The organism is Shewanella sp. SM55 (genome assembly GCF_025654025.1).
GTDB lineage: Bacteria > Pseudomonadota > Gammaproteobacteria > Enterobacterales > Shewanellaceae > Shewanella > Shewanella oncorhynchi.
Genome location: NZ_JAKKRS010000007.1, coordinates 144,885 through 158,077 on the forward strand (window position 1 = coordinate 144,885; position 13,193 = coordinate 158,077).

A 13,193-nucleotide genomic window follows, 5' to 3' on the forward strand; every position below is an offset into this window, starting at 1 on the left:
TATTAAACGGACATACAGATATATTTAATTTCTAAATATTCTTCGATACCGAACTTAGAGCCTTCACGGCCAAGCCCTGAAGATTTCATCCCGCCAAAAGGTGCGACTTCCGTCGAAATCAAGCCAGTGTTGACCCCAACCATGCCATATTCCAAGGCTTCGGCGACTTTCCACACCAATGAAATATCGCGGCCATAGAAATAGGCGGCGAGGCCAAATTCAGTATCATTAGCTTGTTTGATCACATCGTCGACATCGCTGAATTTAAACAGCGGCGCGAGTGGACCAAAGGTTTCTTCGCGGGCAACACGCATACTTTTATCAACGTTAGTGAGTACGGTTGGCTCGAAGAAATTACCGCCAAGATCATGAACTTTGCCGCCCGCGAGCACAGAGGCGCCTTTAGCGATAGCATCGATAAGGTGACTTTGTACTTTCTCGACTGCGGCAGCATTGATCAACGGACCCGTAGTGACGCCCTCGTTAATGCCCTCTCCAACCTTAAGCTTGCCCACTGCAGTGCTGAGTTTTAAGGCGAATTCATCGTATACGCCGTCTTGTACATAAATACGGTTAGCACAGACGCAGGTTTGGCCAGCATTACGATATTTAGCAATCATGGCGCCTTCAACGGCCGCATCAATATTGGCATCGTTAAATACGATAAATGGTGCATTGCCGCCAAGCTCTAGCGACAGTTTTTTTAAGGTAGGCGCACATTGCGCCATTAATTTAATACCGATATTGGTTGAGCCAGTGAAAGACAGCTTACGCACTATCGGGTTGCTGCACATTTCATTACCAATCTGCACCGCATCACCCGTTAACACACTAAATACGCCCGCAGGAATACCGGCACGCTTAGCAAGTTCAGCCATCGCTAATGCGGTAAAGGGTGTTTGGTGCGCAGGTTTTACCACCATAGTGCAACCCGCAGCTAACGCTGGAGCGGCTTTGCGGGTGATCATAGCAGCAGGAAAGTTCCACGGCGTAATCGCGGCGGTTACACCGACAGGCTGCTTAATTACTATCAAGCGCTTATCCCCTTGATGCCCAGGAATGGTATCGCCATAAATACGTTTAGCTTCTTCGGCAAACCACTCGATAAACGAAGCGGCATAGGTTACTTCACCTTTCGCTTCTGCCAGCGGTTTACCCTGCTCAGTCGTCATGAGCAATGCTAAGTCATCACTGTTTTCATTGAGTAATTCAAACCAACGTCTTAACTTAGCGCCGCGCTCTTTGGCTGTGAGCGCTCGCCATGCAGGTAAAGCCGCTTCTGCCGCCTTAATCGCCATTTCAGTTTCAACTTGTCCCATATTAGGAACGTAGCCAATCAGGGCATTGGTTGCGGGATTAACCACCTTTAGCGTGTCACCAGAAACGGCATCACACCATTGACCATTAATAAAAGACTGTTGACGTAGCAAACTCGGATCATTTAATTGCACAAGGATTTCCTCGTATTATGAAGCTACCTAGCTTCTTAAAAGTGATGATGTTAAAGACCTAGTTTGTCTCTTAACGTGTAATACCAAGCTCCGATAGCACTAAAAGGGACGCGAAGTGCGTGACCGCCGGGGAAAGGATAATGTGGCAATGCAGCAAAGGCATCGAAGCGCGTGGCTTGGCCGTTGAGCATTTCAGCCAGTAACTTGCCTGCCAGATGGGTATAAGTGACACCGTGGCCACTGCAACCCTGTGAATAATAGATGTTCTTACCGATACGACCGACCTGTGGCAGGCGCGACAGCGTCAGTAGGAAGTTACCTGTCCACGCATAATCGATCTTCACATCCTTTAATTGTGGGAAGGTTTTGAGCATGTTAGGAATAATGATCGATTTGATATCCGCCGGATCGCGGGCGCCATACACTACGCCGCCGCCGTAAATCATCCGCTTGTCACCAGACAGACGAAAATAATCGAGCAGATAGTTACAATCTTCGACGCAGTAATCATGTGGTAATAAGCTCGCAGCCAGATCGGCACTCAAAGGCTCTGTGGTAATCACTTGCGTGCCGCAGGGCATAGATTTCGCCTGCAGCTCCGGCATTAACTTACCTAAATAGGCGTTACCCGCCACCACCACAAACTTGGCTTTCACACTGCCCTGCGCCGTATGCACAACAGGGCTATCGCCTTCATCGACACTCAACACCGCAGAGTCTTCATAAATCTTACCACCGAGGGATTCAACCGCGCGCGCTTCGCCTAGGGCTAAATTAAGCGGGTGAATATGGCCGCCGCTTTTATCGAGTAGACCACCGACATAACGCTCAGTATTTACCACACCGCGAATACCTTTAGCATCGAGAAGTTCGAGCTGATTAACATGGCCGTGGCTTTCCCACAGTTGTTTTTGATGGCGTAGATGGCCCATTTGCTTTTCGTTCATCGCGGCAAACACGCCGCCATCTTTTAGATCGCATTGAATATTATACTTAGCAATACGATCGCGGATGATTTGCCCGCCCTCAAAGGCCATTTGGCCAAAGAGTTTACCTTGTTCTTTACCGACTGTTTTTTCAATAGTATCAATGTCACGGCTATAACTATTAACGATTTGTCCGCCATTACGGCCCGAGGCGCCCCAGCCAATGCGAGCAGCTTCTAATACCACCACACTCATGCCAGATTCTAATAAATGCAGCGCGGCAGAAAGGCCTGTATAACCTGCGCCAATCACACAAACATCGGCTTCAATCGATTCCTGTAGACGCGGACGTTCAACCTTATCGTTGGCCGATGCCGCATAATATGATCCAGCGTGAGCTATAGCAGACATGTTGTTCCCTTGAATTCTAATGTTCATTATTTTAAACAGCCATCACATCCTACACCTTCATAAAACGAAACACTAGCCAGAAAAGCGCAATAATTTACATTTTGTTTGATATATCAAACACGCGATTATTTTTAGCTCAGTGATTCAATTCTGGTGATCTTGAGTAACAGTACTAGCCTGCAAAGCAAAGCGGGTGATGGGAGCGGTGACAAATATCAAGGATGGCTTTGGCAATACCAAAGCCATCCCAAAATTAAGCTAACTAGTTCATTGGTGTACGGTCGCGTTTCTCTGCCCGTCTTGCCATATACCAAGAAAGGAAAGCGATGAGTGAAACACACAGTATGATCAGCGTCGCTAAGGCATTGATCTTAGGAGAAACCCCTAAACGTACCGAAGAGAACACCACCATAGGCAAGGTCGTTGCACCAGGGCCTGAGGCAAAACTTGCGATCACTAAATCGTCTAAGGACAAACTGAATGACAACAACCAACCCGCCACCAGCGCCGGCGAAATCATAGGCACAGTGATCAAGAAGAAAGTCTTGAGCGGTGTTGCCCCTAAGTCCATTGCCGCCTCTTCGATTGACATATCAAGCTCGCGCAATCTTGAAGACACCACCACAGCCACATAGGCAGCACAAAATGTTGAGTGTGCAATCCACACTGTCATCATGCCACGCTCTCTGGGCCAGCCCAACAAATCTGCCATGTGCACAAACAGTAAAAGCAAAGACAGACCAGTGATCACTTCAGGCATTACCAGCGGTGCAGTAATCATGTTCGACAGGGTCAGTTTTGCCCATGAACGCTTAAAGCGTGTCATCACAAAGGCTGCCATAGTGCCGATAATGACCGCCATAGTTGAGCTATAAAACGCTATCCGCAGACTGGTCCATACTGCATCTAAAATCTGTTGGTCTTGAAATAACTCGCCATACCATTTAGGTGAAAATCCGCCCCATACCGTCACTAATTTAGAGTCGTTAAAGGAATAAATCACCAGCACTAACATAGGTGCATACAAGAAAAACAAGCCAAACCAGAGCATCACTGAAGAAAAGCTTAATTTTTTCATAGGTCTTTCTCCAAACTACGCGCCTGATAGCGATGGAATAAAGTGATCGGAATAATCAATAGACCCAACATCACAATCGCCAGTGACGAAGCCACAGGCCAGTCGCGGTTATTGAAAAACTCTTGCCATAACACTCGACCTATCATCAAGGAATCGGGACCACCGAGTAGCTCTGGGATCACAAACTCACCCACGGCAGGAATAAACACCAACATAGAACCAGCAATCACACCACTTTTTGACAGCGGGAAAGTGATTTTCCAGAAGGTATTCAAACGGCTTGAACCCAAGTCAGACGCAGCTTCAATCAAACTCATATCAAGTTTCACTAAGGTGGCGTACAAGGGCAGAATCATAAAGGGTAAATACGCATAGATAATGCCGATATACACGGCAATATTGGTATTGAGGATCTGTAACGGCTCAGAGATGACCCCTAACCATATAAGTGTATTATTAATAATCCCAGTATTACTGAGTAAGCCCATCCAAGCATAAACGCGGATTAAGAACGAGGTCCATGATGGCAACATCACAAGTAACAAGAGTACCGTCTGCAAACGCGCAGGCGCGCGGGCGATGGCATAGGCCATAGGATAACCAATAATCAAACAGCCGATAGTCGACACTAACGCCATTTTCAATGAGCTAAGATAAGCCATGTAATATAGAGAATCATCGAGCAACATCAAATAGTTACCCAAATGCAGGAAGATATTTAATACATCGTCAGCATATTGGAATGTTGCTTCATAGGGCGGGATAGCAATCGCCGCCGTCGAAAAACTCAGTTTAAGGACAATCGCAAACGGTAAGGCAAAAAACAGCAGCAGCCAAGCGTAGGGAATACCTAGGGTCCAGAAGCGGCCCTTAAGCCACTTTAATTTAATGGGTTTCTTCATGATCTCAACACCACGCCACTGGTGTCCTCCCAACTAATGAACACTTCGTCATCCCATGTGGCATGATCGGCGCGGCGTTCACGGTTAGTCATACTGCACTGTACGATTTGACCATTCTCTAAACGAATGTAATAGACTGAAATACCGCCTAAATACGCGATATCATGCACGATTCCTTTCGCCCAGTTGTACTGACCTTCGGGCTGTTCACGGCTAATAATGGTCTTTTCGGGACGCACTGCTAGCCAAACATTCTTATCTTCAACGTTAGTCGTGACGCCATAACCGACATAAAAAGGTTGGGCCAAATCATTGGACTTAATGATCAGATGGTCGACTTCATCCACTTCAATCGCGCCACCAAACAAATTCACAGTACCGATAAACTCGGCAATCATGCGGCTGTTAGGGCTTTCGTAAATATCCATTGGCGAGCCAGTTTGAGCAATCCAGCCATCACTCATGATCGAAATTCGACCAGCCATTGTCATGGCTTCTTCCTGATCGTGGGTCACCATCACACAGGTCACGCCGACACGCTCAAGGATTTCAACCACTTCTAGCTGCATTTGGGTACGCAGTTTTTTATCCAATGCGCCCATAGGCTCATCGAGCAGTAATAATTTAGGCCGTTTCGCCAGTGAACGGGCCAGTGCAACACGCTGGCGCTGACCACCAGATAACTGATGCGGTTTACGCTTACCATATTGCTCCATATGCACGAGTTTCAGCATATCTTGCACACGCTGTTCAATTTCGGCTTTAGGCAGCTTGTCTTGCTTCAAACCAAATGCAATGTTTTGTGCCACTGTCATGTGGGGAAACAAAGCATAGGATTGAAACATCATATTGATGGGACGTTCGTATGGCGGTAAATCGGTGATATCTTCCCCATCAAGGAAAATACGGCCAGAGGTGGGCTTTTCAAAACCCGCCAACATGCGCAGTAGTGTTGACTTACCCGAGCCTGACCCGCCAAGTAAGGCAAAAATTTCGCCTTTATTGATAGTTAATGACACATCGTCGACAGCCCGCACGTCATCGAATAATTTGCTTACCCGCTCAATCTTGAGCAGTACTTTTTCTTGCGTCTTTGTTGTCGGTTTATTGGTGACGCTCGAGGTGATTGCCATAGTACTTCTCCACCCGAAAATGAGGCGTAGATACGCTCAAACTCTAGGTTCAACACGATTAATGAATGAAAAGTGGTTAAACAAACTGTGTCAAATCCTATACGTGGATTAACTATGCATAGGATTGGACATAGAAGTTTGCCAAGCTGGGGGCAAGCTAGGCTTGCCCCCTATCGACTATTGTCCTGACTTCACTTTGGTCCAAACACGGGTTAATACGCGCTGAATTTTCAAAGGACGAATTTCACCAATATAAAGTTTGTCTAACACTTCTTGTGGTGGATAGATCGCAGGATCGGTACGGATAGCCTCATCAACCAGAGGTTGAGCGGGATCGTTCGGGTTAGCATAGGCCACATAGTTAGAGATAGGCGCTATGACTTCTGGACGTAGAAAATAGTTAATCAGCGTGAGTGCATTATCGACGTTCGTTGAATCAGCAGGGATAGCTAACATATCGAACCACAGATTGGCACCTTCTTTTGGAATGGAGTAGCCAATCTTATTGCCATTTTTTGCTTCTTCAGCACGGGCCTTCGCCTGGAATACGTCACCGGAGAAACCGTAAGCGACACAGATGTCACCGTTCGCTAAGTCAGAAATATAACGTGAAGAATGGAAATACGTCACATAAGGACGAATTTTTTCCAGTAACTCACCCGCTTTTTCATAGTCTTCAGCCTTAGTACTGTTAGGATCTAAGCCTAAATAAATCATCGCCTGTGGCACCATGTCGTCGGCAGAGTCCAACATAGCAAAGCCACACTTAGAAATTTTTTCAGCGTATTTAGGATTGAAGATCAGTTCCATTGAGTTAAATGGCGCATCTTCCCCCACAGCGGCTTTCACTTTATCGATGTTGTAACCAATGCCATTGGTTCCCCATAAATAAGGCACGGCATATTGGTTACCCGGATCGGCTTTTTCAAGCAACTTCATCAGGGCTGGATTTAAATTTTTAAAATTAGGTAACTTAGCACGGTCTAAAGGTTTGAAAGCACCCGCTTTGATTTGCTTAGCGAGAAAGTGGTTAGAAGGTACAACGATATCGTAGCCACTACGACCAGACAGTAATTTAGCCTCAAGCACTTCATTACTATCAAATACATCGTAAATTACCCTAATGCTCGTTTCTTTCTTGAAGTTTTCTAAGGTATCTTCCGCGATATAATCTGACCAGTTATACACGCGAACCACTTCTTCCGCTTGGGCCACTGCGCTTGCAAATACGCTCGCAGTCACCAGCGCTAATGTGGTCATCTTATTAAATAGCTTCATGCTTTCTCCTTTCTCGGGTAGCAGAACTGCTTAAGCAAATTCTGACATTGTGTCACCGGGCTGCCCGGATATTGTTGTTATTTTCGACCAATGCAACACCTTAAAAACCGCATCGGCAGTCTCTACGGCATGATAACCATGCCTACTTTATATCTTGCTGCAATTTGTTAAGTATCAGGTTTCGTGCCAAATTTTCGAGGCATCGGTATTGCATTAACACTCAAAAAAATAGACTAGATATGACACTGCTTGTACATTTTGCAACATTAAGGCAAATGCCTCAAGTCCCTAAGCAATCGCAAAAAAACACTTAGATAAACACATTTTAAATATGACTAACAATTAGTTAGTAACGCTAGCAAGCGAACAACCTAAAATTGTTAAGCCTATTTTACTTCCCTTGCAGACAAGCAATGGAATTGAATAATCACTTTAACGGACAAGCCATTAAAAACCATCATATTATTTAACAAGCGAGTTGCACCAGTTAAGTGCAACCTCACTAAAACAGTGCACGCATCAGTATCGTTATGGCCAACGTTAACCCCTTATTCCTTGGGTTAACGCGGCAACACGGTCAGTGCAATCAATCCAAAACATTACACAGTGAGTAATAGGAATTCACGTTCCCATGAGCTGACAACACGGCGGAAGTTTTCAAGTTCAGCCTGTTTTACCGCCACAAATCCAGTGGTGAAGGATTCGCCTAAATATTGCTTACAGGCATCACTTTCTTCCATCGCCGCTAATGCTTCCTCTAATGTCAGTGGTAAACAATGGGTATTATTGCTACGACTTTCATTGGCTTTACCTTGCACAGGAGTCGAAGGTTTTAGCGACTCAACCATGCCGATATAGCCACACAACAAGCTCGCGGCAATCGCCAAATAACAGTTAGCATCGGCGCCGGGAATGCGGTTTTCAATGCGACGGTTTTGTGGTGAAGATTCTGGAATGCGTAAACCACAGGTACGGTTTTCATCGCCCCATTCTAAGTTTACAGGTGCCGAAGTGCCGGGGAGGAAACGACGAAACGAGTTCGCATTTGGCGCCATCAGTGGCAGTAACTCAGGAATGAATTTTTGTAGACCTGCAATATATCCCAAGAATAGCTTGCTCTTAGTCCCATCTTCATTGGTGAAAATATTCTTGCCAGTCTCTTTATTGATCACGCTTTGATGAATATGCATCGCACTGCCAGGTTCATCCGTCACGGGTTTTGCCATAAAAGTGGCGCACACATCGTGCTTCAGCGCGGCTTCCCGTAAAGTGCGTTTAAAGATAAACACTTGATCAGCTAAAGATAATGCGTTGCCATGGCTGAAGTTAATCTCCATCTGTGCGGGACCATCTTCATGGATTAAAGTATCGATATCTAAACCTTGAAGCTCACACCAATCGTACATATCTTCAAACATAGGATCATATTCGTTGGCAGCATCAATAGAGAATGACTGGCGACCCGCTTCGGGGCGACCTGAACGACCAATTGGAGGCTTTAAGGGTAAATCGTGGTCGTCACTACGACGAGTCAAATAGAACTCCATTTCGGGAGCGATAACAGGTTCCCAGCCCTGTTCGTCATAGAGAGACAAGACTTTTTTCAACACGTTACGTGGTGACAGCTCAATCGGATTACCCATTCTGTCGTAGCAATCGTGGATAACCTGTGCCGTGGCTTCGATGGTCCAAGGCAACATAAAAACGGCATTTTCATCGGGTACACAAACAAAATCGATGTCGGCGGGATCGAGCAAACTGTAGTAAATCTCTTCGTCGACAAAATCACCGGTCACAGTTTGCAACAACACACTTTCGGGCAAACGCATGCCTTTTTCATCGAGAAACTTATCGACTGGAGCAATCTTGCCGCGGGCGATGCCAGTCATGTCACTGATAACACATTCGACTTCTGTGATTTTTCGTTCTTTTAAAAAAGCGATTAGCTTATTCATTATTATTTCACTCGAGTTGTAGCCCTACGTCGGCATGCATCACCGAAGGCATTGAAAATGGAGAGATAAAACGGATTCTCGCTCACCTTCCACTCTGGATGCCATTGCACACCGAGGGCAAATTCTTTAGTACCAATTACGGAGAAAGCCTCCACTAACCCATCTGGAGCATAAGCTTCTGGCCGCAACCCAACACCCAGGCGCTCCACGCCTTGAGTATGTACAGAGTTAATCTCTGCAGAGTTACGGCCCCAGGCCTCGTAAATAAGCCCCCCGGGCTCAACAGTAATACTGTGAGAAGCCCCATACTGCACATCTAAGGATGCGGTTTTATCTTCTCGATGTTCAATAAAGCCACCCACCTCATGGAGCTTCTGATGCAAACTGCCACCAAAAGCCACATTCATTTCTTGAAAACCGCGACAAATACCTAATACAGGTACCCCAGCAGCAATAGCAGCGTGGATCAGCGGCAAGGTTGTCGCGTCACGTTTAGGATCATGGTGTGTACCAAGCTCACTCGGCTGGCCTGCATAAAGATGGGGTTCTACATTAGAAGGAGAGCCAGTAAACAAAATACCGTCAAGACGCTCTAAAATAGCGTCTATCGGTAAATCGCCACCTAAAGATGGGATCACTAACGGCCAGCCTTTCGCGCCATTAACTACGCCTAAAAGGTATTTTTCACCAACAATATTAAAGGGGTGTGATCCCAATTGTTGATTGCATGCAATAACACCTATGAGAGGTAAATCGGCTGACATATCTCACCTTTAGAATTGATTTTACTAGCATAACGAACACTTTGCCTTTAAATGTTCATTTTTTCACACAGTACACCGAAATTTAGCACTAGGCAAGAGGTTAAACACTTGTTAAAGGTTATTTAATCCACTTATTCTTAATAAGCATAAATAACATGTAGTTAAATGTATATTTACCCCTTTTCTCGCTAATTCATGTATATAAACCAGCGGTTACACCAGCATAAAGCTCACTTTTTACAGGGTAAATTAAACCGTATTCGAACCAAATTTGAACCAATATTATTTACACAAAGAAGAGGATATATAACCAATATGACAGGGTTAGAAAGTAGGTAATACCAATCGTATTAAATATCTGTTCATTCAGCGGGAGTTCAACGCGCTTTAGACAAGGCGAAGGCTTGAAGGCATAGTGGTGCTCTGTCGAAAGCCTTAAACGCAGTATAAAGTGCGTTGAAACCCGCCCTTCGGGAGCCTCACAGGCATCCCACTCCCGTGTTGCATTGACTTAAAAGGGAATGACCATTTCTGCGTCAATGCGCCTTGGATTGAAATGCCTGTGAGGCTCTGAACTGATTAGATATTTAATGTGATTGGTATAAATCCGCAGTAATGTTGAATAACAGTATTACGCCACTCACTTTTAGCGAATAAGTGGCCTAATATGTTGAATAATAGGATAAGTTAATGACTTAATTAGAAGTTTGCAGGCGTAGTCGCACTCACTAGGCGACAAGGTTCATCGAAGGGATTGCGGAATCTATGGGGCAATTCACTGTTAAAATAATAACTGTCACCCGCTTCCAAAATATACACTTCATCCCCAACAGTGAGTTCGAATTTACCTTCTATCACCATAGCGGCCTCTTCACCTTCGTGCTTTAGCATCTCTTCACCCGTATCTGAACCGGGTGGATAAATCTCATTCATCACTGACATTGCGCGGTTCGGGTAATCACGACCGATCAGTTTAAATTCAAGTGGTCCAGTACCGATATTCAGTAATTCATTGGATCGATAGACGACCTTTTGCTCACTATCCGTTGAGGCTTCAATGGAGAAAAAGTCCACTAAAGACATCGGGATACCCGACAGCACTTTTTTTAAAGAGCTGACTGACGGGCTAACACTGTTTTTCTCGATCATTGAAATCGTACTGTTAGTCACACCAGCACGTTTGGCTAATTCTCGTTGAGATAAGCCTTTCATTTTTCGAACAGTTTTGAGGCTGGCTCCAATATCCAAATTTCACATCCCCCTAAAGGCTCGGGTCAATCCCGATAGATGACGAACAGGTTGTTCAGGATAAACACCATCCAGAACGCATTTTCGCCCAAAAAGCGCGTGTTTTACTGCTTTCATTGTATTCTACATAAAAAGCGTGTTAAATAAAACGAACACTTTTTTGCGTCATGTTAAAAGTGTGATGAGTATACTGAGACAAGTCCAATTTACAATAAAAACAATTTTTGGGAGCCATAATGGCAAGCAAACCTCCAGTGCACAGCGAACAGTATCCACACTCTTATTATGTTGATACTGCTAAAGAAATTTACGCTTACCCACAACTCGAAGGCAATATCAATGCCGATGTCTGTATCGTGGGCGGCGGCTTTAGCGGTATCAATACCGCCATAGAACTCACACAGCGCGGTATGAGTGTCGTGCTGTTAGAAGCGAGGCGAATTGGCTGGGGCGCATCGGGGCGTAATGGCGGCGAACTCATTCGCGGCATAGGCCATGACCCTTCGCAATTTCAAAGTGAAATCGGCACTGAAGGTGTTCAAGCAATTCAACAGATGGGCTTTGAAGCCGTCGAAATTGTGCGAAATCGCATACAAGAACACAGTATCGACTGCGATCTGCAAATGGGTTATTGCGACTTAGCGGTAAAACCTCGTCACATGGATGAGCTTGAAGAAGAATTTAGCGCACTCAAGGCCATGGGTTATCAGCAAGAAATCAAGCTGTTAACTAAGCCACAATTAGGTGAAGTCATAGGCTCAGATTTTTATCAAGGCGCGCTAGTTGATATGGGTAGCGGTCATCTACACCCACTTAATCTTGCCCTCGGTGAAGCTCGCGTCGCCCGCAATCTCGGTGCTAGGTTGTTTGAGTACAGCGCTGCTGAAAAAATCATTCAAGGCGCCAAACCTAAGGTCATTACCGCTAAGGGCGAAGTCACATGCCAATACTTAGTGCTGGCGGGCAATGCCTATATCGGCCACAAACTTAATAGCTTTGTAGGGGGGAAAGTATTACCTGCAGGCAGTTATTTATTGGCAACAGAGCCCTTAACTGAGGCCCAATGCGCGAGTATTATCCCGCAAAACATGGCCTTCGCGGATATGCGAATTGCCTTAGATTACTTTCACTTATCCGCAGATCGTCGTTTGCTGTTTGGTGGCCTTTGTACCTATTCGGGTAAAGATCCCAAGGATATTGAAGCGGCACTGAGACCGAATCTTGAGAAGGTATTCCCGCAGTTAAAAGGGGTACGTATCGATTATGAATGGGGCGGTATGATAGGTATCGGTGCTAACCGTATGCCACAAATTGGTCGCCTTCCCGATGCAAATAATATTTTTTACGCCCAAGCCTATGCGGGACACGGCGTGAATGCCACTCACATGGCGGCAAAACTGCTTGCCGAGGCTATTTGCCAACAGGCGGGACATTTCGATGTGTTTGCTAAAATCAAACACATCACCTTCCCCGGCGGCCCAACATTCCGCTCACCTATACTCGCTGCAGGCATGCTGTATCACAGATTTAAGGACTTGTTTTAAGTCGCTTGTTACGCCTTGCCCACAGGATAAAAGGGATAGACCCAAGATAATGCACGACTAAAGCCACCAAGACGCCAAAGCCAATACCACTAGAAGTTAAAGGTATCCCTGGCTTAAAGTTACTGATGGTTTTCTCAAGATAATCAAAGCGAACAGGGTTAAACATATAGGCAGTTTTCTCAAACAAATTGCCCGTATTAAAAATCGCCACGCCCTGTGTTAACGCTTTATAAAGCGCCAGTGTCTGTACCTTTTGCTCAGCGTCGGCACGCACACTTGGCTCCTCATTTTGCTGGTGGCGGGCAATCATGGCATCAACATCAGCGTAATGATATTCCTTAGCCGTTGCCTCGTAACCTTCCACCTGCCATCGAGTGGATTCATAAAGGCCTGATAAAAATTGCTGATAATGATCAGCCAGTTGTGGTAACTGTAAGGCAATCACTAAAATAAATCCAAATACCAACTTATCGATCAATCTCGCTATCAAAGGTTTCTCCTTG

Annotated in this window: 11 protein-coding genes; 1 reads left to right on the plus strand and 10 read right to left on the minus strand. The window is 45.5% G+C overall.

The window, feature by feature from the left end; all coding sequences use genetic code 11:
- Window positions 1–2: 2 nt before the first annotated feature.
- From gabD to L5L91_RS11175, 9 genes are all read right to left on the minus strand, one after another.
- Complete coding sequence (gabD, locus tag L5L91_RS11135; RefSeq protein ID WP_263160864.1) at window positions 3–1,451, minus strand: NADP-dependent succinate-semialdehyde dehydrogenase; 1,449 nt, start codon at window positions 1,449–1,451, stop codon at window positions 3–5.
- Between the two features lie 50 nt (window positions 1,452–1,501).
- The gene (locus L5L91_RS11140) at window positions 1,502–2,788 is read right to left on the minus strand and encodes an NAD(P)/FAD-dependent oxidoreductase (RefSeq protein WP_263160866.1); all 1,287 of its coding nucleotides are present in this window, start codon (window positions 2,786–2,788) and stop codon (window positions 1,502–1,504) included.
- 262 nt (window positions 2,789–3,050) lie between these two features.
- Window positions 3,051–3,866, minus strand: a complete 816-nt coding sequence (locus L5L91_RS11145; RefSeq protein ID WP_105249905.1) for an ABC transporter permease subunit — start codon at window positions 3,864–3,866, stop codon at window positions 3,051–3,053.
- A complete protein-coding gene (locus L5L91_RS11150; RefSeq protein WP_263236536.1) occupies window positions 3,863–4,768 on the minus strand; it encodes an ABC transporter permease subunit in 906 nt (301 codons plus the stop codon). The genes L5L91_RS11145 and L5L91_RS11150 overlap by 4 nt, the downstream gene beginning before the upstream one ends.
- Window positions 4,765–5,901 carry a polyamine ABC transporter ATP-binding protein gene (gene potA / locus L5L91_RS11155; protein ID WP_028760881.1) on the minus strand — a complete coding sequence of 379 codons (1,137 nt, stop codon included), beginning with the start codon at window positions 5,899–5,901 and terminating at the stop codon, window positions 4,765–4,767. Before potA ends, L5L91_RS11150 begins: the two co-directional genes overlap by 4 nt.
- A 177-nt stretch (window positions 5,902–6,078) precedes the next feature.
- Window positions 6,079–7,179: a polyamine ABC transporter substrate-binding protein gene (locus L5L91_RS11160; protein WP_028760882.1), complete on the minus strand. Its 1,101-nt coding sequence runs from the start codon at window positions 7,177–7,179 to the stop codon at window positions 6,079–6,081.
- A gap of 599 nt (window positions 7,180–7,778) precedes the next feature.
- Window positions 7,779–9,134: a glutamine synthetase family protein gene (locus L5L91_RS11165; RefSeq protein ID WP_105249908.1), complete on the minus strand. Its 1,356-nt coding sequence runs from the start codon at window positions 9,132–9,134 to the stop codon at window positions 7,779–7,781.
- A 2-nt stretch (window positions 9,135–9,136) separates the two neighbouring features.
- Window positions 9,137–9,898, minus strand: coding sequence for a gamma-glutamyl-gamma-aminobutyrate hydrolase family protein (locus tag L5L91_RS11170; protein ID WP_105249909.1), 762 nt, complete (start codon window positions 9,896–9,898; stop codon window positions 9,137–9,139).
- A 699-nt stretch (window positions 9,899–10,597) separates the two neighbouring features.
- Window positions 10,598–11,146: a cupin domain-containing protein gene (locus tag L5L91_RS11175; protein ID WP_028760885.1), complete on the minus strand. Its 549-nt coding sequence runs from the start codon at window positions 11,144–11,146 to the stop codon at window positions 10,598–10,600.
- Window positions 11,147–11,382: 236 nt separating this feature from the next.
- Here L5L91_RS11175 and L5L91_RS11180 point away from each other — a divergent pair, with 236 nt between their 5' ends.
- Complete coding sequence (locus tag L5L91_RS11180; protein ID WP_263160868.1) at window positions 11,383–12,690, plus strand: NAD(P)/FAD-dependent oxidoreductase; 1,308 nt, start codon at window positions 11,383–11,385, stop codon at window positions 12,688–12,690.
- Here L5L91_RS11180 and L5L91_RS11185 read toward each other — a convergent pair.
- Window positions 12,674–13,180: a DUF2937 family protein gene (locus tag L5L91_RS11185; protein WP_028760887.1), complete on the minus strand. Its 507-nt coding sequence runs from the start codon at window positions 13,178–13,180 to the stop codon at window positions 12,674–12,676. The two genes, L5L91_RS11180 and L5L91_RS11185, sit on opposite strands and share 17 nt — an antisense overlap.
- Window positions 13,181–13,193: the final 13 nt, after the last annotated feature.

Bases quoted from the DNA above. Each gene is read 5' to 3' on its own strand.
- L5L91_RS11160 (WP_028760882.1), bottom strand. From the start codon at position 7,179: ATGAAGCTATTTAATAAGATGACCACATTAGCGCTGGTGACTGCGAGC.
- L5L91_RS11170 (WP_105249909.1), bottom strand. From the start codon at position 9,898: ATGTCAGCCGATTTACCTCTCATAGGTGTTATTGCATGCAATCAACAA.
- L5L91_RS11180 (WP_263160868.1), top strand. From the start codon at position 11,383: ATGGCAAGCAAACCTCCAGTGCACAGCGAACAGTATCCACACTCTTAT.
- L5L91_RS11165 (WP_105249908.1), bottom strand. From the start codon at position 9,134: ATGAATAAGCTAATCGCTTTTTTAAAAGAACGAAAAATCACAGAAGTC.
- L5L91_RS11150 (WP_263236536.1), bottom strand. From the start codon at position 4,768: ATGAAGAAACCCATTAAATTAAAGTGGCTTAAGGGCCGCTTCTGGACC.
- potA (WP_028760881.1), bottom strand. From the start codon at position 5,901: ATGGCAATCACCTCGAGCGTCACCAATAAACCGACAACAAAGACGCAA.
- L5L91_RS11145 (WP_105249905.1), bottom strand. From the start codon at position 3,866: ATGAAAAAATTAAGCTTTTCTTCAGTGATGCTCTGGTTTGGCTTGTTT.
- L5L91_RS11140 (WP_263160866.1), bottom strand. From the start codon at position 2,788: ATGTCTGCTATAGCTCACGCTGGATCATATTATGCGGCATCGGCCAAC.